This is a genomic window from Tabrizicola sp., assembly GCF_041913445.1.
GTDB lineage: Bacteria > Pseudomonadota > Alphaproteobacteria > Rhodobacterales > Rhodobacteraceae > Tabrizicola.
In genome coordinates this window covers 18,712-44,647 of record NZ_JAYSFG010000025.1, presented here as the reverse complement: position 1 = coordinate 44,647, position 25,936 = coordinate 18,712, and the positions used below count along the sequence as shown (strand labels likewise).

General features: G+C 66.3%; 25 protein-coding genes. 12 read left to right on the top strand and 13 right to left on the bottom strand.

Annotation, left to right across the window (positions count from 1 at the left end):
- The 8 genes from ACE3Q6_RS19725 to ACE3Q6_RS19690 all read right to left on the bottom strand — a co-directional run.
- Positions 1–563, bottom strand: a 563-nt coding sequence (locus ACE3Q6_RS19725; RefSeq protein WP_374436263.1) for a DUF3726 domain-containing protein, incomplete at its 3' end; no start/stop codon positions are given.
- Positions 563–2,227 carry a hypothetical protein gene (locus ACE3Q6_RS19720; RefSeq protein ID WP_374436261.1) on the bottom strand — a complete coding sequence of 555 codons (1,665 nt, stop codon included), beginning with the start codon at positions 2,225–2,227 and terminating at the stop codon, positions 563–565. The genes ACE3Q6_RS19720 and ACE3Q6_RS19725, both read right to left, overlap by 1 nt.
- The gene (locus ACE3Q6_RS19715) at positions 2,224–3,231 is read right to left on the bottom strand and encodes a membrane dipeptidase (protein WP_374436255.1); all 1,008 of its coding nucleotides are present in this window, start codon (positions 3,229–3,231) and stop codon (positions 2,224–2,226) included. The genes ACE3Q6_RS19720 and ACE3Q6_RS19715 overlap by 4 nt, the downstream gene beginning before the upstream one ends.
- Positions 3,228–4,679: an aldehyde dehydrogenase family protein gene (locus ACE3Q6_RS19710; protein WP_374436268.1), complete on the bottom strand. Its 1,452-nt coding sequence runs from the start codon at positions 4,677–4,679 to the stop codon at positions 3,228–3,230. Before ACE3Q6_RS19710 ends, ACE3Q6_RS19715 begins: the two co-directional genes overlap by 4 nt.
- Positions 4,680–4,693: 14 nt before the next feature.
- Entirely contained in the window at positions 4,694–5,713 is a 1,020-nt protein-coding gene (locus tag ACE3Q6_RS19705; protein WP_374436254.1) for a glycine betaine/L-proline ABC transporter ATP-binding protein, read from the bottom strand.
- Entirely contained in the window at positions 5,713–6,588 is an 876-nt protein-coding gene (locus ACE3Q6_RS19700; protein WP_374436248.1) for an ABC transporter permease, read from the bottom strand. Before ACE3Q6_RS19700 ends, ACE3Q6_RS19705 begins: the two co-directional genes overlap by 1 nt.
- Before the next feature lie 66 nt (positions 6,589–6,654).
- Positions 6,655–7,662: a glycine betaine ABC transporter substrate-binding protein gene (locus tag ACE3Q6_RS19695; RefSeq protein ID WP_374436245.1), complete on the bottom strand. Its 1,008-nt coding sequence runs from the start codon at positions 7,660–7,662 to the stop codon at positions 6,655–6,657.
- Positions 7,663–7,766: 104 nt separating this feature from the next.
- Complete coding sequence (locus ACE3Q6_RS19690) at positions 7,767–8,774, bottom strand: Ldh family oxidoreductase (protein WP_374436244.1); 1,008 nt, start codon at positions 8,772–8,774, stop codon at positions 7,767–7,769.
- Positions 8,775–8,862: 88 nt separating this feature from the next.
- Here ACE3Q6_RS19690 and ACE3Q6_RS19685 point away from each other — a divergent pair, with 88 nt between their 5' ends.
- The 11 genes from ACE3Q6_RS19685 (at position 8,863) to ACE3Q6_RS19635 (ending at position 20,617) form a co-directional block, all read left to right on the top strand.
- Positions 8,863–9,762, top strand: a complete 900-nt coding sequence (locus tag ACE3Q6_RS19685) for a LysR family transcriptional regulator (protein WP_374436235.1) — start codon at positions 8,863–8,865, stop codon at positions 9,760–9,762.
- A 106-nt stretch (positions 9,763–9,868) separates the two neighbouring features.
- Entirely contained in the window at positions 9,869–10,693 is an 825-nt protein-coding gene (locus ACE3Q6_RS19680; protein WP_374436233.1) for an aldo/keto reductase, read from the top strand.
- Positions 10,694–10,792: 99 nt separating this feature from the next.
- Complete coding sequence (locus ACE3Q6_RS19675; protein WP_374436229.1) at positions 10,793–12,424, top strand: DUF4139 domain-containing protein; 1,632 nt, start codon at positions 10,793–10,795, stop codon at positions 12,422–12,424.
- A 203-nt stretch (positions 12,425–12,627) separates the two neighbouring features.
- Positions 12,628–13,029, top strand: coding sequence for a MerR family DNA-binding transcriptional regulator (locus tag ACE3Q6_RS19670; RefSeq protein WP_374436222.1), 402 nt, complete (start codon positions 12,628–12,630; stop codon positions 13,027–13,029).
- A gap of 26 nt (positions 13,030–13,055) precedes the next feature.
- Entirely contained in the window at positions 13,056–14,828 is a 1,773-nt protein-coding gene (locus ACE3Q6_RS19665; protein ID WP_374436196.1) for an acyl-CoA dehydrogenase C-terminal domain-containing protein, read from the top strand.
- Between the two features lie 55 nt (positions 14,829–14,883).
- The gene (locus ACE3Q6_RS19660; protein ID WP_374436179.1) at positions 14,884–15,513 is read left to right on the top strand and encodes a glutathione S-transferase family protein; all 630 of its coding nucleotides are present in this window, start codon (positions 14,884–14,886) and stop codon (positions 15,511–15,513) included.
- A 10-nt stretch (positions 15,514–15,523) separates the two neighbouring features.
- The gene (locus ACE3Q6_RS19655; RefSeq protein WP_374436173.1) at positions 15,524–16,735 is read left to right on the top strand and encodes an acetyl-CoA C-acetyltransferase; all 1,212 of its coding nucleotides are present in this window, start codon (positions 15,524–15,526) and stop codon (positions 16,733–16,735) included.
- Positions 16,736–16,891: 156 nt separating this feature from the next.
- A complete protein-coding gene (locus ACE3Q6_RS19650) occupies positions 16,892–17,317 on the top strand; it encodes a hypothetical protein (RefSeq protein WP_374436169.1) in 426 nt (141 codons plus the stop codon).
- Between the two features lie 49 nt (positions 17,318–17,366).
- Positions 17,367–17,837 (top strand): cupin domain-containing protein, encoded by a 471-nt coding sequence (locus tag ACE3Q6_RS19645; protein ID WP_374436167.1) that lies wholly within the window; start codon positions 17,367–17,369, stop codon positions 17,835–17,837.
- Between the two features lie 143 nt (positions 17,838–17,980).
- Positions 17,981–18,427, top strand: a complete 447-nt coding sequence (locus ACE3Q6_RS19640; protein WP_374436165.1) for a hypothetical protein — start codon at positions 17,981–17,983, stop codon at positions 18,425–18,427.
- Entirely contained in the window at positions 18,428–20,617 is a 2,190-nt protein-coding gene (locus ACE3Q6_RS19635) for a 3-hydroxyacyl-CoA dehydrogenase NAD-binding domain-containing protein (protein WP_374436164.1), read from the top strand.
- Positions 20,618–20,753: 136 nt separating this feature from the next.
- Here ACE3Q6_RS19635 and ACE3Q6_RS19630 read toward each other — a convergent pair whose 3' ends face one another.
- Genes ACE3Q6_RS19630 through ACE3Q6_RS19615 form a run of 4 tightly spaced genes read right to left on the bottom strand, consistent with a single transcriptional unit; the run spans position 20,754 to position 23,385 of the window.
- Positions 20,754–21,713, bottom strand: a complete 960-nt coding sequence (locus ACE3Q6_RS19630) for a 2-hydroxyacid dehydrogenase (RefSeq protein ID WP_374436162.1) — start codon at positions 21,711–21,713, stop codon at positions 20,754–20,756.
- Positions 21,710–22,045, bottom strand: a complete 336-nt coding sequence (locus ACE3Q6_RS19625) for a tRNA-binding protein (protein ID WP_374436160.1) — start codon at positions 22,043–22,045, stop codon at positions 21,710–21,712. The genes ACE3Q6_RS19630 and ACE3Q6_RS19625 overlap by 4 nt, the downstream gene beginning before the upstream one ends.
- Positions 22,042–22,854 (bottom strand): pyrroline-5-carboxylate reductase, encoded by an 813-nt coding sequence (gene proC, locus ACE3Q6_RS19620; RefSeq protein ID WP_374436157.1) that lies wholly within the window; start codon positions 22,852–22,854, stop codon positions 22,042–22,044. The genes ACE3Q6_RS19625 and proC overlap by 4 nt, the downstream gene beginning before the upstream one ends.
- Positions 22,855–22,881: 27 nt before the next feature.
- Positions 22,882–23,385 (bottom strand): YbjN domain-containing protein, encoded by a 504-nt coding sequence (locus ACE3Q6_RS19615; RefSeq protein WP_374436155.1) that lies wholly within the window; start codon positions 23,383–23,385, stop codon positions 22,882–22,884.
- Between the two features lie 229 nt (positions 23,386–23,614).
- Between ACE3Q6_RS19615 and ACE3Q6_RS19610 the strand changes: the two genes are divergently transcribed.
- Positions 23,615–24,694: a DUF305 domain-containing protein gene (locus ACE3Q6_RS19610; protein ID WP_374436152.1), complete on the top strand. Its 1,080-nt coding sequence runs from the start codon at positions 23,615–23,617 to the stop codon at positions 24,692–24,694.
- Positions 24,695–24,838: 144 nt separating this feature from the next.
- Here ACE3Q6_RS19610 and trpS read toward each other — a convergent pair whose 3' ends face one another.
- Positions 24,839–25,891: a tryptophan--tRNA ligase gene (gene trpS, locus ACE3Q6_RS19605; protein ID WP_374436150.1), complete on the bottom strand. Its 1,053-nt coding sequence runs from the start codon at positions 25,889–25,891 to the stop codon at positions 24,839–24,841.
- Positions 25,892–25,936: the final 45 nt, after the last annotated feature.

The following is a 25,936-nucleotide window of genomic DNA, read 5'->3' as shown; positions in this document are numbered from 1 at the left end:
GATGCACCGGCCTGCCTGCGCGAGGTGTCGGATGGCGGGACGGTCGTCCGCAGGGCGAGACCCTGCAGGCAGTCGATCACCGATGCCGGCGCGCCGGCCCGGCTGGAAACCTCGCGGCCGGCTGAGACGACGCTCCAGCCGGCCGTCCTGTCCGACCAGCCTGGTCCGAAGACCGCGGTGCCGTCAGATTGGACCCGGGCGCCAAGGCCAAGGGGCGTGATGATTTCCGCCTGCCCCAGGCGTATCGCAACGCGGTGCAGGAACGGCAGAAGATAGCCCGGTGCGGACATCCCGTCGGGAAGGTTTGCCCCAAGGAACAAGCTCGGCGCGGCGGGAAGGGCGTCCGTGATGGCGACACCAACCTCGACCGGAGTTGGCCTGCCTTCGACTGCCTGCGCCAGCCACTCCGCCGCCCAGGCGGCCGCGGGCAGACCGCGCCGGGACAGCCATTCGGCCGCCCAGCCGGCCTCCTCGGCAAGGCCCCAGCTCAGACCGGCGCCACGGGCCGCCTTGGTCACCAGGGCGCTCAGTTCGGAATGGGCGAAGTCGATCAGCTCGGCCATCACGGGCTGCCCAGTTCGTCCGGAAAGGGCATTCCCTGGAAAAGGCTGATCCGGACCCAGCGGTCCGACCGGGGGTCGAAACGTGTCGCGCCGAAGAAGGCAAGCTTGAAGCGCAGGATGTCGATGGGCAGCATGGTCTCATCCAAGACGTTATCCCGGATCTCGGCATAGGGCAGGCCCTGCAGCATCAGGACGCGGCGGACCATGTGGCGATGCTCGGGGTGGCGCAACAGGAAACCCGCAAGGATCGGATCGCCGGTCCAGGCATCGAGGTCACGGACCAGCGCGACGATGTCCCGCGCGATCCCAAGTGGTTGCTCGCGCTCTTGCCCAGGCTCGAGATGCCGGTTCCCCAGACGCGGTTCCAGCTTCTCTTCCGACACATACCAGAACCGGGCAATCCGGGCCGGATCGGCGAAATCGAAGCGCGTCACCCAATGGTAGTCGCGGGCCACGAGGGCACGGAGCTGCGACAGCTTCATGCTGCCGTCGATGGTGAAGCCGCTGGCCTCGTCGGCGTCCAGACCCTCGGCCAGATCGTCGACGCAAGCACCCTGCGGTTCAAGCAGCAGGGACACCAGGCATTCCTGGCCCTCCTCGGAGAGGCTCGCTTCGGCCCAACGCCACAGCGCATCCCAGGGGAGACGGGACCGGGGGTCCCAATCGGTCGTCACATGCGCGGCAAGGCGGTCGAGGTCGGCGCGCAGGCAGTCCAGCTTGGCGGTCTGCAGCGGATGCGCGCTCTGCCACAACCGGGCGGTTTCCATGGCCGCGTCCAGCGCCTGCCGGAACCCCGACAGCGCCTCGCCCGTGGCCGCAGGGAGCGTCCTGACCCGGGCCAATGCCGTTTCCCGGACCTGCATCCAGTTGTTCAGAAGTCGCGGATGCCGGACCAGGAACGGGGCCATGCCCAGACCCGTGGAGTTGCCGACGCCCAGCCGGCGGCGCAGGTCCCGGTCCAGCGCCACCGCCCGCGTCCCGCCCTTCACCCGCGCCATGTGTTCGGCGATGTCGACCGTGAAGGCCCGGATCAACCAGACCGACAGCATCTCGGCCTGGAAGGGCGCCTTCAGCTCGGGCCGGTCGCAGATGTCGGACCGGTCGGCCGCACCGAACTTGCCCGATCCGTAGACGGCCGTGGTGCGCATCAGATATCCCACCGCGTCGATTTCCGACGCGTCGGGCTGACACCCCTCGGCCAGGCGGTCGACCACATGCGCAAAAAGCCGCACCGAGCGGTTTGCACGGCTAAGCGCCAGCTCGCGCGCGCTGATCCGCCCGGCTTCCTGCAAGGGCACGTTGGCGGCAAGCCGGTCCAGGTCGGCGGCATTCGGTTCGCCATCGAAAAGCGCGAAGGTCGCGTCCCAGGCCGTGGCGATCACCCGGTCCGAGCGCAACTCGTCCGGCAGGTCATGGGCGAAGGCGACCAGCGAATAGGTTCGGCCGGGTCCGATGGCGCGATAGACGGCACGGCCGACGCCGCGGTCATCGACCTCCCAGACCGGGCGGTCGAAGCTCCAGTTCTCCGCCTGCAGGCGCCGCAGAAGGACCCGCAGGAAGGACAGCCGAGTGGGATGGGCCGAGCCCATGCGTGACAGGCGCATCACCACGTCGGGATCCCGCGCGGCGACGTCGCCCAGCCCCTGACGCTTTAAGATGGTCATTCCGCCGCCCTCTTCATTCCCTGCGTTCGCGCCGCGCCGAAGGAGGTGGCAAAGAACCGTGCCCAGTTGCCGCCCATGATCCCCGCGACTTCGGGTTCGGAAAACCCTGCCGCCCTAAGGCCGCTGGCGATGTTCCCGAAGTCGCGGTTGTCGCGGAACCAGTCGGGCATGGCCGGAAATCCGGGGGCGTCCTTGCTGCCCTCGCCATAGTCCACGGTCTTGGTCCAGCGCCCCGTGCGCATCCATTCCACCACGCTGTCGGGCTGGTTCAGGCAAAGGTCGGTGCCGATACCCAAGAAATGCGTGCCGAACCGTTCGGCGGTCCGCGCGATCATCGTGCAGAAATCGGACTGTGTGCAGGCGGTTCCGGCCTTCAAGTGATGGGGATAAAGCGAAAAGCCCAACATTCCCCCGGTCTCGGCCAAGGCTCCAATGACCGTATCCGACTTGTTGCGCCGCGCCGGGTGCCAGCTGGCCGGGTTCGCATGGGTGACGGCGATGGGACGGGTGGAATGTTCCAGCGCCGCCAAGGTGGACCGCTCGCCTGAATGGCTCATGTCGACCACCATGCCGACGCGGTTCATCTCGGCCACCACCTCGCGGCCCATGCGGGTCAGGCCGGTGTCGTCCGCCTCGTAACAGCCGGTCGCAAGGAGCGACTGGTTGTTGTAGGTCAGCTGCATGAACCGCAGTCCAAGCCGGTGCAGGACTTCCACCAGGCCGATGTCGTCCTCGATGCAACTGGGGTTCTGCGAGCCGAAGAACACCGCCGTCCGTCCAGTGGCGCGGGCGGTCGCGATGTCCTCGGCGGTGAAGCCCTGGAAGATCAGCTCGGGCCAGCGTTCGAACCAGCGGTTCCAGCGTTCGATGCTGGCTACCGTCTCACGGAAATTCTCGTGGTAGACGATGGTGACATGGACCGCATCCACCCCGCCCGCCCGGATCTGGCGGAAGATTTCTTCGGACCAATTGGAGTATTGCAGCCCGTCGATCAGGAAACTCATTCCGGAACCCCTGCCGCCAGGTAGGCGGTCTTGACCGTGGTAAAGAACTCGGCGGCGTACCGCCCCTGTTCGCGTGGTCCGAAGGACGACAACCCGCGCCCACCGAAGGGGACGTGGTAGTCGGTCCCTGCCGTGGGCAGGTTCACCATGACACAGCCCGCGCGCATATTGGCGCGGAAATGTGCGGCGCGGGACAGGCTGCGGGTCATGATCCCCGCCGTCAGGCCGAAGGGCGTGTCGTTGGCGATGGCGAACGCCTCGGCATAGCTGTCCGCCGGGATGATGCAGGTGATGGGAGCGAACATCTCCTCGCGGTTCATCGCCATATCGTTGCGGGTGCCGGCAAAGACGGCAGGGGCCATGAAGTAGCCTTCGCTCGGCCGTTCCACCCGCTGCCCGCCGGTCAGAAGCTCTGCCCCTTCCGCCCGACCCCGGTCGATCCAGGCAAGGTTCGCGGACAATTGCCCCGCGCTGACCACTGGGCCGATCTGGGTCCCTTCGGCCAGCGCATGACCCACGCGCAGCGTTTCGGCCGCCTTGACCAGGCGCTCCGTGAACTCCTCCAGCACCTTGCGGTGCACGATCAGGCGCGACGCAGCGGTGCATTTCTGTCCTGTCCCGCCGAAGGCCGCGTTGCAGGCATGCGCCACGGCCAGGTCCATGTCGCAGTCGTCCAGGATCAGCATGGGGTTCTTCGACCCCATCTCCATCTGCAGCTTCGCCCGGTTGGCCAGGACCCGCGCGGCAATCCCCTGCCCCACCTCGACCGACCCGGTGAAACTGACCGCTGCCACGTCCGGATGACCGACCAGCCGGTCTCCCACGTCACGGCCCGCACCCATCACCAGGTTGAAGGTCCCCGTCGGCAGTCCCGCGGCTGCGATCACCTGGGCCAGCGCCACGGCCGAGGCCGGCGTCAGGTTCGCGGGCTTCCAGACCACGGCGTTGCCGTAAGCCAGCGCGGGGGCAATCTTCCAGGCGGGCGTCGCCACCGGGAAGTTCCAGGGCGTCACGATGGCCACCACGCCGACGGGCTCGCGACGGACCTCGATCTCGATGCCGGGGCGGACGCTTTCCGCCTGGTCGCCCTGCAGACGCAGAGCCTCGGCGGCGAACCAGGTGAAGAATTGTCCCGCGCGGTAGACCTCGCCCTTGCCTTCGGCCAGCGGCTTGCCCTCCTCACGCGACAGGAGCGCGCCAATCTCGGCCGACCGGGCCATGAGCTCTGTCCCGATCTGCATCAGCGCGTCGTGGCGGCGCTGGATGCCAGCGGCCCACCATTTCGGCTGCGCCTCGCGCGCGGCGGCAACGGCGCGGTCGACATCCGCCGCCGAGCCCTGGGCGAAATGTCCGATCACGTCCGACAAATCCGAGGGGTTCACGTTGGCCACGGTAGTGGCACCCTCGCACCATTCCCCGGCAAGGTAGTTCCGCGTTTCCATCGTCATCCTCATGTCCGGGCTCATGTCCGGGCCAGTGCTTCCATCACCCGGCGCGGCGTCAGCGCCCCGGCGATGCGGCCGTCCGCATACCTGACGGCCAAGGTCTCCGCCCCGTCCGCAAAGGCGGCAAAGGCAGCTTCCAGGGTCGCATCGGCAGCGATCACCGGAGCGTCGGCAACCGGGACCAGCCCGGCCTCGGCGAAGGCACCGCACAGAAGGATGCGTCCCCGGTTCACGTCCCGCACGAAGCGCGCCACATAGTCGTCCGCCGGGGCTGCAAGGATCTCGGCCCCCGTCCCCACCTGGCGGAGTGTGCCGTCCTTCAGGATCGCGATGTGATCGCCCAGCATAAGCGCCTCGTCGAGATCATGAGTGATGAAGACGATGGTCTTGCCTAGACGCGCCTGAAGGTCCTTCAACTGCACCTGCATGTCGTGCCGGATCAGCGGGTCCAGGGCCGAGAAGGCCTCGTCCATCAGAAGGACCTCGGCATCCGTGGCGAGTGCCCGCGCCAGCCCGACGCGTTGCTGCATCCCGCCCGACAGCTGTGCCGGATAGCTCGTCTCGAAGCCCGAAAGGCCCACCAGCGCGATCTGGTCTCCCGCGCGCCGCTGAGCCTCGGGCTTCGGCACCCCGTCCAGCGTCAGCCCGTAGGCCACGTTATCGATCACCGTCCTGTGGGGCAGAAGCGCGAAGCGCTGGAACACCATCGCCACCTTGCGCCGCCGGAACGCCTGCAGGCGCGCGGTGTCATAGGTCAGGATATCCTCGCCATCGAAGAGGATGCGCCCGCCGGTCGGCTCGATCAGCCGGTTGAAATGGCGGATCAGCGTCGACTTGCCCGAGCCTGACAGGCCCATGATGACGAAGATTTCGCCCTCGCGGATGTCGAGCGTTATGTCGTGCAGCCCCAGCACATGGTCCGTCTCGTCCTTGAGCCGTGCCTTGTCCATCCCGGAGCGCACCTTGGCCAGCGCCGCCTTGGGGTCACGGCCAAAGACCTTGGACACGCCCTCGACCCTTATCTTCACCGGGCGCATCATTTTGCCTCCCGGTGCAGGTTGGCCTGGACGCGGCGGCCATAGCTTTGCGCGATGCGGTCGAAGATGATCGCCAGAAGCACGATCCCCAGACCCGCGATCAGGCCCCGGCTCACCTCGAGCCGCTGGATGCCCTGCAGAACCTGGTAGCCAAGCCCCCCCGCCCCGATCATCGAGGCGATGACCACCATCGACAGCGCCATCATCGTGGTCTGGTTGATCCCGGCCATGATCGTCGGCATCGCCAGCGGCACCTGGACGGTCCAGAGCTGCTGGCGCGGCGAGGCCCCGAAGGACCGCGAGGCCTCGACGATCTCGGGATCGACCTGGCGGATGCCAAGGTCGGTCAGCCGGATCACCGGCGGGATGGCGAAGACGATCGTGGCCAGCAGCGCGGGTATCTTGCCGGGGCCGAACAGCATCACGAAAGGGATCAGGTAGACGAAGATCGGCATGGTCTGCATGATGTCGAGCACCGGCAGCATCGCGCCCCGCACCCGGTCGGACCGGGACATGGCAATGCCCAGGGGAACCCCGACCAGGACCGAGAGGATCGTCGCGGCCAGCATCAGCGCGACTGTCGCCATCGCCTCGTTCCAGACGCCAAGCAGACCCAGCAGCACCAGCAGCACTGCCACCACGACGACCGGCACCACCCGGCGTCCGGCCGCATAGGTGGCCGCGGCGAACAGCAGCACCACCACCCACCAGGGCAAGACCTGCAGGCCCTTCTCCAGCCCGGTAATGAAGCGCAGGACGGGCATGAACAGGATTTCCAGCGCTTCGCCCCAGTTGGCGACCAGGTCATTGAAGGCCTGGTCCAACATACGGCCAAAGGCGCGGGTATCCCAAAGCTCCGGAAAGCCGGATGTCATGTGCGGTGTCCTTCTATCGACGTGCCGCCCAGGCCCTGGGCGGCACGTGCCTTTCCAAGGCCCGGGTCAGAGACCCGCCTTAACCTTTTCCGCGACCTCGGCCGGGACCCAGGCGGTCCAGATCGATTCGTAGTCCTTCAGGAAATGCACCGCGACCTCCTCGGGGGTGGCGCCGTTGTCGTCGCCCCAGGCCAGCACTTCCGAGATCTCGTCGTTCGGGACCTGCATCTTCGACAGGAAATCGGCCACGGCCGGTGCCTGCTCTTTCAGATCGGACACCACGGCCACCGCCACCTCGCCCGCAGCCCAGCCCGTGACCTGCGGATCGGCGCAGTTGGCGTCGGTCAGGCAGGTGAACTTCTCGCGGTCGCTTTCCGGCATCCCGAGGCGCACAAGCTTGTATTTCCCGACCACGTCCGACGGCCCCCAGTAATAGCCGACCCAGGGCTCGCCCTGCGCCACCGCCCGCGCGATCGATGCCTTCAGGTTCTCGCCCGACCCCGGCGAGAACAGCTCGAACGTGTCCCCAAGGCCCAGAGCCTTGTAGTAGTTGGTGATGATCACCTCGCTCGCCCATCCGGGCGGGCCGTTGTAGAGCCGCCCCTTGCCGGGGCTCTGGTTGTCCTCGAAGATCTGCCAGTTCGCCGCGAGGTCCTCGATCGTCTTCAGGCCGGGGTTCTGCTCCAGCACGTAGTCCGGCACCCAAAGCCCATCCTGCCCGCCGCCCGAGAAGATGTCGGATGCCTTGTAGACATTGCCCTTCTCCTGCATCTGGTCCCACTGCGCCTGCACGGTGGAAACCCAAAGCTCGGGCGCGACCGTGGGCTCGGAACGGGTCAGCATCGACGTGGCCGTCGGCACCGTGTCGCCAGGAACCAGCTGAGCATCGCAGCCGTAGCCCGAGGCCATGATCTTCTGGGCGACATGGGCCAGCGTGGCGGCCGACAGCCAGGTCATCTCGGCCACGGTGATGGTGCCTGCCGTCCCGCAATCCTGGGCGGCGGCGGGGTGTGCGTGGATCGTGCCTGCAAGGGCCGTGGCCGCAAGTGCCGTAAAGCGTATCGTCTGTTTCATTGCGCCTCTCCTGTTCCGGGCGGAGCTTCTGCCCCGTTCCTCACTGATGCTCAGGGTAGAGAAGACTGTCCGCTTCAATCAAACGACAACGAATTAGATTCACTTCAATCAGATTGAACATGTAGCCCCAGCCGATCCGCCAGGTCGCGGTCAAGACGGACGCCAGACGAGTCGATCCGAGCCCGCGCCGCCAAGCGCCGAGCGCCAGGAAGGCGCGCACCGTCCTGCAGTTCGATCGCATTCGCCAGCGCCGCGATCCGGTCCACGAAACCTTCGGCAAAAGCGGCAGGATCGATCGCCAGGAAACATTGCCCCGTGGCCGGGGGACCGCCGACCGAGCCGGAGAAGGGCGAGGCTTCGCGGCTTGGGATCGCCCCTGCCAAGGCCGAGGCAAGAACCTCGACCAGCAGCCCAGTGCCAAAACCCTTCGCCCCGCCGGCAGGAAGCATCGACCCTTTCAGCGCCGCAGCAGCGTCCCGCGTCGGTCGTCCCTCGGCGTCCAGTGCCCAGCCTTCCGGGATCGCCTCGCCGCGCCGGGACCGCAGGATCACCTCGGACTTGGCCACCACGCTTGCCGACTGGTCCAGCACGAACCGCGCGCCTCCCGCCCCGTCCGGAACCGCAAGCGCGAAGGGGTTCGTCCCGATCACCGGCAAGCGCCCGCCCACCGGCGCGATCGAGGCCGGGGCATGGGTGAAGCACAGCCCGATCAACCCTGCCTCGGCGATCCGCTCGGCGTGGTGGCCCAGCACTCCGCAGTTGTAGGACCGGCGCAGCGTCATCGCCGCAATCCCGCAGTCGTGCGCGGCCTGCAGCAGGACCGGAAGGCCAAGGTCGATGGCTGGATGGGCAAAACCATGCGCTGCGTCGACCGTCACCGCCCCGGCGCGCGGCCGGTCCAGCACCGGGACGGCATTGCCGTCAACCTTGCCGCAGGCCAGATGCTCGACATAGACCGGCAGATACATCAGCCCGTGCGACCGCACGCCATCTCGTTCTGCCGCCCGGATCGACCGCGCGACCGGCGCAGCTTGCGACAAGCTTGCCCCCGCTTCGCACAGCCGACGCAGCGCCAGCGCCTCCACACTGTCCAGGTCCAGCTCGATCGCCATGTCTTCCTCCTGTCGCGGCCGGAAGGGTGCCGATTGCCAGATTAAGATCAACACAGTATTTCTTGTGAAAACTTCAATGGGACTGAACATGCTGCGGCTTGAAGCGCTGAGGACCTTCGTCGAGGTCGCGGATCACGGCAACATCAAGGACGCTTCCGAGCGGTTGTACCGAACGCCCTCGGCCGTCTCGATGACGCTGAAGCAGATCGAGGACCGGCTGGGCTGCCCTCTGTTCGAGACGGATCGCAAGTCCACCCTGACCGAGATGGGGCGCTTCCTCTACGACCAGTCCGTGATCGTCCTGCGCGACTTCGACCGCGCGATGGAGCGGATCGAAGCGCAGTCGAAGGCACGCAGTGGCAAGTTGCGCATCGCCTCGGTCCCGTCGGTCGCCACGATGCTGCTGCCGGAATTCCTGCAGGCTTTCGCAGCCAACCGGCCCGACCTTGATATCGACCTTGTCGACACCGACAGCACCGACGTCCGCCATCTGGTGGAAACGGGCGAAGTGGACCTTGGGATTGCGGGCCTGCCGGGCGACCTGCCTGGACTTGCCAGCGAGACCATCTTCCGTGATCCGTTCAAGCTGGTCTGCCGCAGCGACAGCGCGCTTGCGCAGCGGACGGATGATCTGGACTGGTCTGATCTGGACGGCACCACGATGATCCTGAACGAGGCGTCCCGCAACCTGCCCTCTGCGGAATTCCAGAAGCGAGCCGGACTCGCCCGATTATCGGTGCGCAACGTCGCCTCGCTGATGGCGATGGTCCAGGCGGGGATGGGTGTGACGCTTCTGCCGTCGCTCGCCACCGTCAACCTGCCCGCAGCGCTGTCGGCGCGCCCTCTCCGCGACCCCGCCTGCATGCGCACGGTCGGCTTGCACTGGCGCCTGGGCCGGACACCAAGCCCGGTGGCATTGCGCTTCATCGCCGAGTTCACCGCGTCGGCCCGGGAAAAGGCCCGCAGTCTTGGCCTCGACGCAGACTGAAGCCCTGGGGCTTGGTCCAGACTGATCGGGTCCGGGACCTGCCGAACGGACCCCTTGCACCTGTCCGACACAACGGTTTTCCTGTCCACCCCACAGGAGACCACCCATGACCCAGATGCTTTCCCTTTCTGACGGCCGCCAGATCCCGCAACTGGGCTTCGGCCTTTGGCAGGTGCCGGCATCGAGCACGGCAGAGACCACGGCCACCGCCCTGCGCCTTGGGTACCGGCTGGTCGATGGCGCTGCGATCTATGGCAACGAGGAAGGCCAGGGCGAGGGCATCCGGCGGTCTGGACTGCCGCGCGAGGACATCTTCGTCACGACCAAGGTCTGGAACAGCGACCAGGGCTTCGACAAGGCGCTTCGGGCGGCAGAGTCGAGCCTCAAGCGGCTGCGGCTGACCCATGTCGACCTTCTCCTTGTCCACTGGCCCTGCCCGTCCAAGGACCTGTACCTCGAGACCTGGCGCGCGCTGATCCGGCTGAAGGAGGACGGCAAGGCACTGTCCATCGGCGTGTCGAACTTCCAGGAGCCGCATCTGGAACGGATCATCGGCGAGACCGGCGTCACCCCGGTGTTGAACCAGGTCGAGATCAACCCACGCCTGCAGCAGTCGGCGCTGCGGGCATTCCATGCCAGGCACGGCATCGTCACGCAAAGCTGGACGCCGCTCGGTCAGGGCCTCAGCTTCGACGCAGCTCCGGTGCAAGCGGCCGCAAGGCGCACCGGCAGGACCCCGGCTCAGGTGGTCCTGCGCTGGCACATCCAGATCGGCGCCTCGGTGATCCCGCGGTCCACGCGTGAGGCCGGCCTACTCGAGAACCTCGCGCTTTTCGACTTCAGCCTGACCGAGGGCGAGATGGCGGCCATCGCCTCTCTGGACACGGGCGAGCGGTGCGGCCCCGATCCCGCGCGGTTCGAGATGAGTTGACGCAGGCGGCAAGCAGATCCTTGGGACGGGTTTCCCCGCCTTGTCCCTAAGGCAAGCCCGGGCCTAGCGTGCGGCGACCTCAACCGAAAGGCCCCGCCGATGCGCGCCCTCATTGCCGCCCTGCTTGCCACGACCGCCCTGCCCGCCTGGGCCGACACCCTTCTGGCCACCAGCCGGATCACCGCCGTCACCGTCTACCCCGACGGCGCGAAACTGACGCGGGAGGTGACCTTCACCGCCCCCTCAGCAGGGGTGCACGACCTTCTGGTCACCGACCTGCCCTATGACAGCGACGCCGGGATGATCCGCCTTCTGGCCATGGAGGGCCTGCAGGTGGGCGCATTCGCCCTGCGGGCCGACCGCCTGCCCCCGCGCGAAGACCCGCTGACCGAGGACCAGAAAGCCGCCAAGGCGGACGTCGAGGCCGCCCAGGCCGCTGCCGACCAGGCCCAACTGGCACTGGAGGCGATCACGGCCAAGGTCGAAGCGGCAGAGGCGCAGGTGCGCTTCCTGTCCTCGTTCACGGGTGCATTGCCCGACGGTGCGACGCCCGACACGATCAAGGCGATGGCTGGGATGATCGGGACCGAGACGCTGGCCGCCCGCCAGGCCGCGCTTGCCGCAAAGGCCGAACTGCCGCCGGCAGAGAAGGCGGTGACCGATGCGCAAGAGGCGCTGGCCAACGCCCAGGCCGCCTTGGACGCGCTTCCCGCGGCTGACACCGAGTACACGGCGCTGCAGGCGGCCGTCACGGCCACCGCGGCGGGCAAGCAGACCCTTACCATCACGCAGTACGTCGGCAACGCAAGCTGGCAGCCGGTCTACGATCTGAACCTGACGCGGCAGGGCGGGGACAAGCTGATCCTTGGCCGTTCGGCACTCGTCACGCAGTACACCGGCGAAGACTGGGACGGGGTGGCGCTGACACTTTCCTCCTCTCGCCCTGCAGAACAGTCCGCGCCGTCGCAACTCTGGCCCCAGCTTCTGGCGATTTCCCCGGAGATGGACGCCGAGGACCTGGCCCGCAAGAACTTCGGGACAAGCGAGGCGCTTTACGAAACGGCCCCCGCAGCAGAACCGATCACCGCGCCGATCACCGCCGGGGTGGGCTACGAGGGCGATACGGTCGTCTACAATTACCCCGAACCCGTCACCGTCGCGACGGGGGCCGAGAACCTGCGGCTGGCGCTCGACAGCCTGGACTTCGCCCCGGTGGTCGAAGCCGTGGCCGTTCCGCGGCTGGACAAGACCGCCTTCGTCATGGCGAGCTTCACCAATGCCAGCGCTGAGCCGCTGCTCCCCGGTCAGGCGATGCTCTTCCGCGAGGGGGTGCTGGTCGGGTCCACCTGGCTGGACGTGATCGCCCCCGGGGTGGAGACGGACGTGGGCTTCGGTGCCATCGAGACGGTGACCGTCAAGCGCGAGATGCCGAAGCGGGCTGAGGGCGAAACCGGCGTCTTCAGCAGCGCCAACGCGCGCACCGAAAGCGCGGTCATCACGGTCGAGAACACCGGGACCGAAGCCTGGCCCGTCCGCATCCTGGACCAGGTGCCCTACAGCGAGCAGGACGAGCTCGAGATCGACGTGACCGCCAGCCCCGAGCCCACGGAAACCGACGTCGAGGGCCAGCGCGGCATCCTGGCCTGGGAGTTCGATCTTGCAGCCGGAAGCAAGCAGACGATCACTCTGGAGCACAGCCTGAGCTGGCCCGACGGCATGGTTTTGCAATAGAACCCAAGACCCCTGGGGCGGGCTTCCGACGCCCGGCCCTTTCCCTTGCGTCACCCGCCATGGTTGCCACTCTACCCATGACTTCACGTCAGGCAGGAATCTGACGTGACGTCATAGTGACGTTAACGTCAACTAGTCTGGTAATCATGGGTACGGGTTCGCATCTGCCGCTTCTGATGCTTCCCCGACTGTGAGTGTAACCGATGTCTTCCAGTGTACCTAATGACGTGATGACCATCCGCGAGATGTGCGATGCCTACGAAGTCACCCCGCGCACCTTGCGGTTCTACGAGGCCAAGGAATTGCTGACCCCGATCCGCGTCGGGACACGGCGGCTGTTCACCCGGCGGGACCGGGCGCGGCTGGCGCTGATCCTGCGTGGCAAACGGTTCGGTTTCAGCCTCGAGGACATCCGGCAAACGCTGGATCTTTACGACCGTGACGGCGGGCTGACCGCCCAGCGGCAGAAGGCCTACGAGCTGGGCGTGAAGCGCCTGGCCGAGATGGAGGCCCAGCGCGCGGAACTGGACGTGGCCATCGCCGAGCTGAAGGCCGAGTTGAAGGATGCCGCAGCCAAGGGTCTCGTGCCCGACCGCGCGGCCTGAAGGACCGAAGAAGGGAAGAGGACAAGATGCCCAGCTACACCGCCCCCGTGAAGGACATGCAGTTTGTGCTGCACGACGTTCTGAAGGTGTCCGCCGCCGATATCCCCGGCTATGGCGACCTTGACAGAAGCTTCACCGAGGCGGTGCTGGACGAGGCCGCCAAGGTCGCTCAGGACATCCTGGCTCCGTTGAACCAGGTCGGCGACGTGGAAGGCTGCAAGCTGGAAAACGGCGTCGTGCGCACCCCCAAAGGCTTCAAGGAGGCGTTCCGCACTCTGTCCGAAGGCGGCTGGATGTCGCTGGACGCGGCCCCCGAATACGGCGGCCAGGGCCTGCCCTACTTGATGCACACGGCCGTCAACGAGGCCTTCGTTTCGGCCAACATGGCCTTCAACATGTACCAGGGCCTGACCCACGGCGCCTATTCCGCGATCCTCGTCCACGGGACCGAGGAGCAGAAGCAGAAATGGCTGCCGAAGATGGTCTCCTGCGACTGGACCGGCACGATGAACCTGACCGAGCCGCATTGCGGCACCGATCTGGGCATGATGCGGACCAAGGCCGAACCGCAGGCCGACGGGTCCTACAAGATCACCGGCCAGAAGATCTTCATCTCGGCCGGCGAGCATGACATGGCCGAGAACATCGTCCACCTGGTCCTTGCAAAGGCCCCGGGCGGCGGCGAGGGGACGAAGGGCATCAGCCTCTTCATCGTGCCGAAGTTCCTGGTGAACGAGGATGGCTCCTTGGGCGACCGCAATGCCGTCAGCGTCGGCAAGGTCGAAGAGAAGATGGGCATCCACGGCAACGCCACCTGCGTGATGAACTACGACGGCGCGACCGGCTGGCTGCTGGGCGAGCTTCACAAGGGCATGAAGGCCATGTTCACGATGATGAACGAGGCCCGGCTTGGCGTGGCGCTGCAGGGCTATGCGGTGGCCGAGGCGGCCTATCAGAACTCCCTGGCCTATGCGAAGGACCGCCTCCAGGGCCGCGACGTGACCGGCGCCAAGAACCCCAATGGCCCGGCCGACCCGCTGATCGTCCACCCCGACATCCGCCGCAACCTGATGGAACAGAAGAGCTTCGTCGAGGGCGCGCGCGCCTGGGCCTTCTGGGGGGCGACGCTGATCGACCGGGCGCATAACGGCGACGCCGCGGCAGACGGGCTGATCGGCCTGATGACCCCGGTCCTGAAGGGGTTCTTGACGGACAAGGGCTTCGAGATGGCGGTGCAGGCCCAGCAGGTCTATGGCGGCCACGGTTACATCGAGGAATGGGGGATGTCCCAGTTCGCCCGCGATGCCCGGATCGCCATGATTTACGAAGGCGCGAACGGCGTGCAGGCGCTGGACCTGGTGGGCCGGAAGCTGGCCACGGACGGCGGCAAGCATGTGATGGCCTTCTTCGAAATGGTGAAGGCCGAATGCAAGGCGCATGACGGCGACGAGCGGATGAAGGGCTTCGTGGAACCGCTCAAGACCGCGTCCAAGGCACTGCAGCAGGCGGGCATGTTCTTCATGCAGAACGGGATGAAGAACCCCAACGCCGCGCTGGCCGGGTCCTACGACTTCATGCACATGATGGGCCATGTCTGCCTGGGCCTGATGTGGACGAAGATGGCGAAAGCCGCCTATGTGGCGCTGGATGCCGGCGCGCAGGACCGCGACTTCTACGAGGCGAAGATCGCCACCGGCCGCTTCTACATGGCCCGCCAGCTTCCCGCCTGCGCGATGCACCTGATGCGCATCGAAAGCGGGGCCGATCCCGTCATGGCGCTGACTGCCGAGGCGTTCTAGGCTTCTGCCCGAAGGGGCGGGCCACGTGGCCCGCCTGCGCCAGATCTTGGGAGGGATGGGCATGAAACTGTACTGCTTCGGTGAAAGCGGCAACGCCTACAAATGCGCTCTGGCGCTGGAGATGGCGGATCTCGACTGGGAGCCGGTCTTCGTCGACTTTTTCAAGGGCGAGGCGCGGAGCGCGGAGTTCAAGAAGATCAACGAGATGGGAGAGGTCCCGGTCCTGGTGGACGGGGACCTGACGCTGACGCAGTCCGGCGTGATCCTCGACTACATCTCTTCCAAGACCGGCAAGCTCGGAGGCCGTTCCGCCGCCGAACGGCGCGAGGTGCTGCGCTGGCTCTTCTGGGACAACCACAAGCTTTCCACCACCATCGGCACCTGCCGCTTCCTGATGAATTTCCTGCCACCCGAGAAGCGGCCCGAGGGCGTGATCCCCTTCCTGCAGGGCCGCCTCAAGGCCGCCTACACCGTGCTGAACGACCATCTTGCGGACCGGACCTGGGTCGCGGGCGACGCCGTCACCATCGCGGACCTGTCCTGCTGCGGCTACCTCTACTACCCCGAGCCCTACGGTTTCGACCGCAAGGACTGGCCGCACATCGATGCCTGGCTGGACCGCATCGCCGCCCTGCCCGGCTGGAAACACCCCTACGACCTGATGCAGCGGGCCTTCCCCGCGTAAGGAGACCACGATGACCGACGCCTACATCTACGACGCCGTCCGCAGCCCCCGCGGTAAGGGCCGTCCCGACGGGTCTCTGCACGAGCTGACCTCGGTCGCGCTGTCGGCCAAGGTGCTGAACGCGGTCAAGGAACGGAACGGGCTGGAGGGCCATGTCATCGAGGATGTGATCTGGGGCAACGTCACCCAGGTGGGCGAACAGGGCGGCTGCCTCGCCCGGTCGGCGGTGCTGGCCTCGGACCTTGACGAACGCATCCCGGGCCTTGCGATCAACCGCTTCTGCGCCAGCGGAATGGAGGCGGTGAACCTTGCCGCGAACCAGGTGAAAGGCGGCGCGGGGCATGCCTACATCGCCGGGGGCGTGGAGATGATGGGCCGCGTCGCGATGGGCTCGGACGGGGCGGCCATCGCCGTGGACCCGACGCTTGCGATGAAGACCTACTTCGTGCCGCAGGGGATCAGTGCCGACATCATCGCCACCGAATATGGCTTCACCCGCGACGACGCCGATGCGCTGGCGGTGGAATCCCAGCGCCGCGCCGCCACGGCCTGGGCCGAAGGTCGGTTCGAGAAGTCGGTCCTCACGATCAAGGACCAGAACGGCCTGCCGATCCTCGCCACCGACGAATACATGCGCCCCGGCACCGACATGCAGGCCCTTGGCCGTCTTGACCCCAGCTTCAAGGCGATGGGCGAGGTCATGCCGGGCTTCGACAAGGTCGCCATGATGAAGTACCCGCACCTGGAGCGGATCAACCACATCCACCATGCGGGCAACTCCTCGGGCATCGTGGACGGGGCGGCAGCGGTGGTGATCGGGAATGCCGAGTTCGGCAAGGCCCACGGTCTGAAACCCCGCGCCCGCATTCGCGCGACGGCGAAGATCGGGACCGACCCCACGATCATGCTGACCGGCCCGGTCCCGGCGACGCAGAAGATCCTCAAGGACTCCGGGATCGGCATCCGCGACATCGACCTCTTCGAGGTAAACGAGGCCTTCGCCTCGGTCGTGCTGCGCTTCCAGCAAGCCTTCGATGTCGACCCTGCGCTGGTAAACGTCAACGGCGGCGCCATCGCGATGGGCCACCCCTTGGGTGCGACGGGCGCGATCATCATCGGCACCCTCCTTGACGAACTGGAGCGGCAGGACAAGGAACTGGGCCTCGCCACCTTGTGCATCGCCAGCGGCATGGGCGCGGCCACGATCATCGAACGGGTGTGACCGAGATGCACGGGGTTGGGCATTTTCGCGGCTGGCGAGCGGATGACACGGTCGTTGTCGCTACCGTCGCACCCGATGTCGCAATCCTACGTCGCCCCTGGGGTGATTCTCCCAAGATGGATGCTTCTTCAAACCGTTTTGAGGCACCCTTTCGCCATGTACTCTCAAGCAGCAGCCCATTTCCGCAGCCGGGGCGAGCATCTTCTGGCCGGACGTATAGACGAGTTGCTTCAGTCCTACATCTTCCCGCTTCCGGTCTTCCTGCCCGAACAGCGGATGCTGCTGACCGGGCCCGAGGAAGCTGTTCTGGTCTTCGCCATCCTGCGCCGGTCGATGCTTCTGGGCGGCGTCGTAGCGCTGCAGCCGAAGATCCGTGCGGTCGAACTGCCCCGCGGTGGGCGTTACCGGCTTTGGGTGGACTGGCAGGAACTGGTCATGCCTTCGGGCGAGATGCGCGTGTCGCAAGCGATCTATTATTGCCGCGCGACCGAGCTTGGCCCCCGCGTCGAGATGGTGAACTATACCCGCCTGTCGATGCCCGAGCTGCACCAGGAGTTCGAGGCGCTCGCGCTGTCGGCCTGACGCCGGGCGGTCCGGGTTGGGCGTCAGCCCAACTGCAGGAGGCCAGGCAATGCCCGTGATCGACCCCACCAAGGTTCCGGTCAAGACCGGATCAATCTACCCCGAACCCTACGCCAGCATGATGAAGGGCCGGTCTTCGTTGCGGCTGGGCGATGCCGGCGGTCTGACCCAGTTCGGCGTGAATCTCGTGACGCTGGAACCCGGCGCCTTGTCCTCCCTGCGCCACTGGCACCAGAACGAGGACGAATTCGTCATGGTGACTGAAGGCGAGTGCATCCTGGTCCAGGACGCGGGCGAAACCCTGATGCGCGCCGGCGACTGCGCCGCCTTTCCGGCCGGGTCGACCGACGGACACCACTTCATCAACCGCTCCGACCGCGTGGCCCGGTTCCTCGTCGTCGGCACGAAGGCCCCGCGTGAGGTGGCAACCTACTCGGACGTCGACCTTCGCGTCGAGATCGACGCCGGAAAAGCGCGATTCACCTACAAGGACGGCTCGGACTGGACGGGCCCCCGATGATCCAGACTGACAAAAAGATTTTTTTGAATTTGTCGGGAACCGGAACTTCCCTTCGAGGTTGTATTGTCCGGGGCATTCCGCCCCGGCCACGCCCGCTCAAGCTCTGGGGTGGCCGTCACCACAGACGAATGGGAGCAATACGGATGCGGGCAACCACGATCCTGCAAGCCTATCTCGACGAAATGGGCAAGGCCGTGATGAATGAATGGTTCGACGTTTACGCCTCTCGCATTCAACTGCCGCTGAGCATTCTGACATCCTCAGCAAACCTGACCGTCCGCACCCTCGCCGATCTGGAAGAGGGGTTCGACGAATTCGTCGAGATGATCCGCATCCGGGGCGTCACCGACATGCTGCGCACCGTGCAGGCCGCCACCTTTCAGGGCAACGACCACATTGTCGGCGTGTATGAGACCCGGCTCATGGCCGGTGACAAACTGGCCCTTCCCGTCTTCCACTCGAAGATGTGGATCGGCTGCTACGACGGCGCCTGGAAGGCGATCAAGATCCACAACACTACAGACGAAGCGCGCTGGCCCATGCTGCTGACCCGGCTGGACCGGGACACCTGGCTAACTGAGGAGCTCTGAATGACCGACTTCACCATGACCACCGACGCCGATGGCGTCGCCACCATCACCTGGGACGTTCCGTCGAAGTCGATGAACGTCATGTCGACCGAGGCGTTCATGGTGCTGAACGGGCTGATCGACCAGGCGCTGGCGGATGGCACGGTGAAGGGCGTCATCATCACCAGCGGGAAGAAGGACTTCGCCGGCGGGATGGACCTGAACGTCATCGCCAAGATGCGGGCGGGGGGCGCGCAAGCGATCTTCGACGGCGTCATGCAGATGCACCAGGTCCTGCGCAAGATCGAACGCGCGGGGATGGACCCGAAAAGCCTCAAGGGCGGCAAGCCCATCGTGGCGGCCCTGCCCGGCACGGCGCTGGGGATCGGGCTGGAACTGCCGCTCTCCTGCCACCGGATCATCGCCGCCGACAATCCCAAGGCCAAGATCGGCCTGCCCGAGATCATGGTCGGCATCTTCCCTGGCGCGGGGGGCACGACGCGGTTGGTCCGCAAGCTGGGCGCGATGGCCGCCGCACCGTTCCTGCTGGAGGGGAAGCTGTCGTCTCCGAAAGAGGCCAAGGCCGCCGGCATCATCGACGAGGTCGTGGCCCCGGAGGATCTTCTGAAGCGTGCCAAGGAATGGGTGCTGTCGGCCACCGACGCCGATCTGGTGAAACCATGGGACGCCAAGGGCTACAAGATGCCCGGCGGCGCGCCCTACCACCCGGCGGGATTCATGACCTTCGTCGGCGCCTCGGCGATGGTCCACGGCAAGACGATGGGCGTCTATCCGGCGGCGAAGGCCCTGCTTGCGGCGGTCTACGAAGGCGCGCTCGTCCCCTTCGACACCGCGCTGAAGATCGAGGCACGGCACTTCACATCGGTCCTGATGAACCCCTCCTCCACCGCGATGATCCGCAGCCTCTTCATCAACAAGGAGGCGCTGGAGAAGGGCGCGAACCGGCCGAAGGTCGAGGATATGGCCGTCCGGAAGCTGGGCGTGATCGGCGCAGGCATGATGGGCGCGGGCATCGCCTATGTCGCCGCCAATGCCGGGATCGAGGTCGTCTTGATCGACTCCACCCAGGAAGCAGCGGATCGCGGCAAGGCGCATTCCGAAGGCATCCTCGACAAGGGGATGAAGCGCGGCAAGGTGACGGCTGAGAAGAAGGCCGAGGTGCTGGGCCGGATCACCGCGACGACCGATTACGCGGCGCTCTCGGGCTCTGACCTGATAGTGGAAGCCGTGTTCGAGGACCCGAAGGTCAAGGCCGAGGTCACCGCCAAGGTCGAAGCCGCCGTCGGCCCAGACTGCATCTACGCGACGAACACCTCCACCCTTCCCATCACCGGCTTGGCTGCGGTGAGCAAGCGGCCGGAGCAGTTCATCGGCATCCACTTCTTCTCGCCCGTCGACAAGATGATGCTGGTCGAGATCATCCGGGGCAAGGCCACCGGCGACAAGGCCGTGGCCAAGGCGCTGGACTTCGTCCGCCAGATCCGGAAGACCCCCATCGTCGTCAATGATGCCCGCTTCTTCTACGCCAACCGCTGCATCATCCCCTACATCAACGAAGGCATCCGCATGGTGGCAGAGGGGGTGGAACCGGCGCTGGTGGAGAATGCCGCGAAGCTGGTGGGCATGCCGCTGGGTCCGCTGCAGCTGGTGGATGAGACCTCGATCGACCTCGGCGTGAAGATCGCCAAGGCGACCAAGGCCGCGATGGGCAAGGACTACCCGGACGAGGCGGTGGACCATGTCCTCTTCTGGATGGCCGACCAGGGCCGGCTCGGAAAGAAGGCCAACGCCGGCTTCTACGCCTATTCCGAAAAGGGCGAACGCCTGGGCCTCTGGGACGGGCTGGAGCAGAAGTATCCACAGGACAAGATGCAGCCCTCCCTGACCGACGTGCAGCACCGTCTTCTCTTCGCGCAGGTCCTGGAGGCGGTGCGGGCGCTGGAAGAGGGCGTCCTGACCGACATCCGCGAAGGCGACGTCGGCGCGATCCTCGGCTGGGGCTTCGCGCCCTGGTCGGGTGGTCCGTTCAGCTGGCTCGACATGATCGGCGCGACCCGTGCGGTGGACATCTGCCGGGGACTGACGGCCCAGTTCGGGCCGCGATTCCACGCCCCGGCGTTGCTGCGCGAGATGGCCGAGAAGGGCGAGACCTTCTATGGCCGGTTCGCGGGCGAGAAGGCCGCCGCCTGATGCGCAAGCGTAGGGTGGGCAAATTGCCCACCTTACGCGCGGGGCGCAGGCGTTAACGAAGCTTCCGCCCGTCTTCGCGTCTGGACGGTTGCCCGACAGATGCCAGACGGATGCCAGACGCTTCACCTTCCGTTAATCAGGGGTTAACCAGGTTCGGCGGGGCCTTCCCCTCGGCCCAGGCCACCAGGTTCGCCACCGCCATCATCCCCATGTTCTCGCGCACTTCCAGGCAAGCGGTGCCCAGATGCGGCAGCAGGGTGACGTTCTCCATCGCCATCAGCGCCGCCGGGACCTTCGGCTCGAACTCATAGACATCCAGCCCCGCCCCCGCGATCTGGCCCTTCTGCAGCGCGTCGATCAGCGCCGTCTCGTCAACCACATCGCCCCGGGAAATGTTCACGAAGATCCCGGATTTCTTCATCATTCCCAGGACCTTGGCGTCGATCAGGTGATGCGTGGCCTTGCCCCCCGGCACCGCGACCACCACGAAATCCGCCGCCATCGCCTCGGCCATCTCCACCTGCCGCGCGGGCATTCCGGCATCCTCGACCTTCGAGCGGTTGTAGAACACCACCTCCATGTCGAAGCCGTAGTGGCAGCGCTTGGCGATGGCCTTGCCGATCCGGCCCATCCCGATGATTCCAAGGCGTTTTCCGGTGACATGGGTGCCCAGCATCTGCACCGGCCCCCATCCCTCCCACTTGCCCGCCCGGAGGATCCGCTCCCCTTCTCCAAGCCGCCGCGCGGTCATCAGGATCAGGCTCAGCGCGATATCCGCCGTCGCATCCGTCACCGCGCCGGGAGTGTTCGAGACCGCGATCCCCGCGGCCTTCGCGGCCTCGGCGTCGATGTGGTTGTAGCCCACCCCGAAGTTCGCCAGGATCTTCGCCCGGGGTGCCGGAACGTCAGCAAAAACGTCCGCTTGGAAGCGATCGCCCAGCGTCGGCAGCACGGCGTCATAGTCCCGCAGCGCCGCCCGCAGCTCCTCGGCGGACAGGACCTCGGTCCGGTCGCGCAGGGTGACGTCAAACCGTTCGCGCGCTGCCTCTAGCACACGGTCGGGCAGGCGGCGGGTGATCAGAAGCTTCGGTTTCAAAACAGTTTTCCTCCCAAGGGAACCTCGTGCCCCGGCCCGATCAGCACCACCGCGCCCTCCTCGTCCGGCAGGCCCAGGACCAGCACCTCGGACATCACCGGCCCGATCTGGCGCGGCGGGAAGTTGACGACGGCCAGCACCTGACGGCCCACCAGCTGGTCGATGGTATAATGCTTGGTGATCTGCGCCGAGGACCGCTTCTCGCCAATCTCCGGCCCGAAATCGACCCAGAGCTTGAAGGCCGGCTTCCGCGCTTCCGGGAAGGGCTCAGCCCGGGTGATGCGGCCGACGCGGATGTCGACCTTCTCGAAATCGGCATAGGTGATGGTCATTTCCCAAGCTCCCGGCCACGGTCGGCGGCGGCCTTCACGGCGCGTTTCAGAAGCGCGGGGAAGCCGCTCTCCGGGTCCATCAGCACCCCCAGCGCCGCGGCGGTCGTGCCACCGGGAGAGGTCACGTTGATCCGCAATTGCGCCGCAGTTTCAGGGCTTTGGAAGGCCAGCTCCCCCGCCCCGCAGACCGTCGCGCGGGCCAGTTGCATCGCCACGTCGGCAGGCAGGCCCTCGGCTTCTCCCGCGGCGGCCAGCGTCTCGATGAGGTGAAAGACATAGGCGGGGCCCGAGCCGGAAACGGCGGTCACCGCGTCGATCTGGTCCTCGCCGGTCAGGTCCACCACTTGCCCCACGGCGGCCATCAGGTCGCGGGCCAGGGCGAAATCCGCTTCCGAGACATGGGCGTTCCGGCAGAGCGCGGTGATCCCCCGCCCGACCATGGCGGGCGTGTTCGGCATCGTGCGGACGATGGGGGTCCGCGCGCCGAGCACCTCTTCGAAGGTGGAAATCTTGGTGCCCGCCGCAATCGACACGAACAGCGTCGTGCCGTTCCCCAGGGCCTGAAGCGAGGGCAGCGCCGCGCCCATCATCTGCGGCTTGACGGCCAGCAGCGCCACGGCGGGGGCTGCGGGCACCCCCTTGTTCAGATGGACCCCGCTCCCCTTGAGCCAGTCGGTCGGGTTTGGCTCGATCACCCAGACCGAGGCCGGAGGCACCCCCGCCGCCAGCCAGCCGGTCAGCAAAGCCGTCCCCATCTTGCCGCAGCCAAGCAGCACCAGCCCATCCCGGGCGACACGGTCCAAGCTCATGGAACCCCCCTTCAAACCGGGGGCAGGTTAGGCGCGGCCGTAGGCCTCGGCAATGGCGACTTTCATCGCCTCGGCCGGCGTCTGGTCGCCCCACATCGCCAGCTGGAAGGCCGGGTAGAAGCGCTCCGCGGCAAGGACGGCGCTGGAAATCAGCCGGTCGATCTGCTCGGGTCCCGCGACCTGCCCACCCGACAACACAAGGCCGTAGCGCCAGACCATCAGCTTCTGTTCCGCCCACCAGGTGAAGGCCCCGGTCCAGACCATGTCGTTGCAGCGGTTCAGCACGTCGTACAGCGCGTAAAGCTTGTCCTCGGGCGGCTCCATCTCGAAGGTGCAGATCAGGCGCAGCGTCTCGTCCTGCTCGGACCAGGCCAGCGTCAGAGAGTAGGTGCGCCATTGACCTTCCACCGCCATCGCGATCTGGTCGTCGGTGACGCGGTCGAATTCCCAGGCGTGGTGTTCGGCAAGGCTTTCGACGATGTCGATGGGATGGAGATCCTCCATCGACGCATAATCTTCGGAAAGCGACATTGCCCGGCCTCATAATGAAGCTTCAGGCGGGCCGCGACCCACAAGAAGCTGGGTGTCTGGCAAGGGTCAGCGTTTGCCCGACGCTTCCCTTACTAAATATGGTGTGGCCAAAGCGGAAGCCTGTAAAGCGTTTTCTTGGCAAATCTTCTGTGGAAAACCCCGGCGCTGAATCCGCGAGCAGACGCAACCGTTTGCAGGCTGCGGCGTTGTGGGTCCAGAGGAGGCCCCGATGCCGCGCTGGACACTGGCAGCCCTGATCGCCCTGGCCGCCACCCCCGCACTCGCTCATGTGAAATGGTTCGCGCCCTTCATCGTCGGCGCAGCCCCGGCTTCGCCTTGGCTCACGCTAGGCGACCCGTGGTTCTGGGCGGCGCTTGGGCTGGTGCTGGTCTTCTTCCTGGCGACCCGGATCATCGAGTGGACCTCGCTTGGCATGGCGATCCTGGCGGGGATCGACAACGGGACCGCACCGCTTTGGACCAGGGCCGACGACTTCATGCGGGCGGTCATCGGCGCGTTCTTCGTCGCGATCTTCTCGGTGGGCGGGGTCTACCTGACGCCCGACCTGCAGACCCCCAGCGAATGGGTGAGCTGGGCGCAGCTTGCCATCGCAGCCGGGGTGTTCTGGCGCTGGACCATGCCGCTGTCGGCCCTGGGGATCATCGCGCTGTGGGTGCTGGCGCTGCGCGACTACGACTTCTTTCACCTCTTGGACTACCTCGCGCTGGGGCTGGCGACGGCGGGCTATCTGGTGCTTGCGGCCAGCGGCGACTGGGACTGGCGCGGGCTGCGCTTCCAGGTCCTGCGCTGGGGGGTGGCCATCGCGCTGATGTGGTCAAGCCTGGAGAAGTTCGCCTATCCCGACTGGTTCTACCCGCTGGTCGAAGAGAAGCCATTCCTCACATTCGGCCTGCCGCGCGACATCTTCATCCCGATGGCCGGTGTGGCCGAGTTCACACTCGGCTTCGGGTTGACCGGCACGCCCTTGGTGCGCCGACTGTCCGCGCTGGCGCTTCTGGTGATCTTCACGGCAGCAGTCTGGCCATTCGGGCGGATCGACCTGGTGGGCCACGCGCTCATCATGGCGATCCTGGTCCTGATCGTGGTGGACCCAAGCCCTCGCCTGCACCATTGGCGGGCGCTACGAGAGACGCTCTGGGGCATCCCGCCGGGGCTGTTGCTGGCGCTGGCGGGCTTCGCGGCGCTCTACTGGGGCCTGCACGCGGCGGTCTACGGGCCGGAGGGGATCGAGACCTCGCCAGGCCAGACCCATTTGCCCTCAGAAGAGCATCCCCACGAAGCGCCGTAGAAAAAAGCCCCCGTGCGGGGGCACGGGGGCATGTCGGGTTGGGTCGGGCCCTCAGGGGACAGCGGGGCCCGGCCAGGCGATGGGGACAGATCGCATCTCCGAACAGCCCGACCCTAGCGGGGGGATGAATCGGCCATGTGACAGTCAGCCCCGGCGCGAGCGGATCATGCCGGTGATGTCGTAGACCTGCTCCAGGATCGGCCGGGCGATGGCGTCGGCGCGTTCGGCCCCGTCGCCGAGGATGCGGTCGATCTCCCCGGGGTCGGCCATCAGGCGGTTCATCTCGGTGGTGATCGGCGACAGCTTGGCCACGGCAAGGTCGGCCAGCGCGGGCTTGAAGGTGCCGAACTGCGCACCCGCGAAGTCGCGGACGACCTGCTCGACCGTGTGGCCGGCAAGGGCCGCGTAGATGTTCACCAGGTTCCGCGCCTCGGGCCGGTCCTTGAGGCCTTCGACGGTCTCGGGCAGCGGTTCCGGGTCGGTCTTCGCCTTGCGGATCTTGGCGGCAATCATGTCGGCATCGTCGGTCAGGTTGATGCGGCTCTGGTCCGAGGGGTCGGACTTCGACATCTTCTTCGTGCCATCCCGCAAGCTCATCACCCGGGTCGCGGCACCTTCGATCAGCGGCTCCACCACCGGGAAGAAATCCACCCCGTAATCGTTGTTGAACTTGATCGCGATGTCGCGGGTCAGCTCCAGGTGCTGCTTCTGGTCTTCGCCCACCGGAACCATCGTGGCCTGATAGACCAAGATGTCGGCCGCCATCAGGGCCGGATAGCCGAAGAGACCCAGGCTCGCCGCTTCGGCGTTCTTGCCGGCGGTCTTGTCCTTCCACTGGGTCATGCGGGACATCCAGCCCATCCGCGCGACACAGTTGAAGATCCAACCAAGCTCGGCATGGGCCGAAACCTGCGACTGGTTGAAGAGGATGGACCGCTTCGGATCGATCCCGGCGGCGATGAAGGCCGCAGCGCCTTCGCGGGTCTGGTGACGCAACTTGGCCGGGTCCTGCCACACGGTGATCGCGTGCATGTCGACCATGCAGTAGATCGTCTCGATCCCCTCGTCCTGCTTTTCGACAAAGCGCTTGAGCGCGCCGAGGTAGTTGCCAAGCGTCAACCCGCCCGAGGGCTGGATGCCCGAGAAGATGCGCGGCTTGAAGGCTTTCGGCGTTTGGACCGCCGTAGCTGAAGACATGGGAGGGCTCCGTCTGGATTAAGCTTGGCAATCCGCGTAATCGAA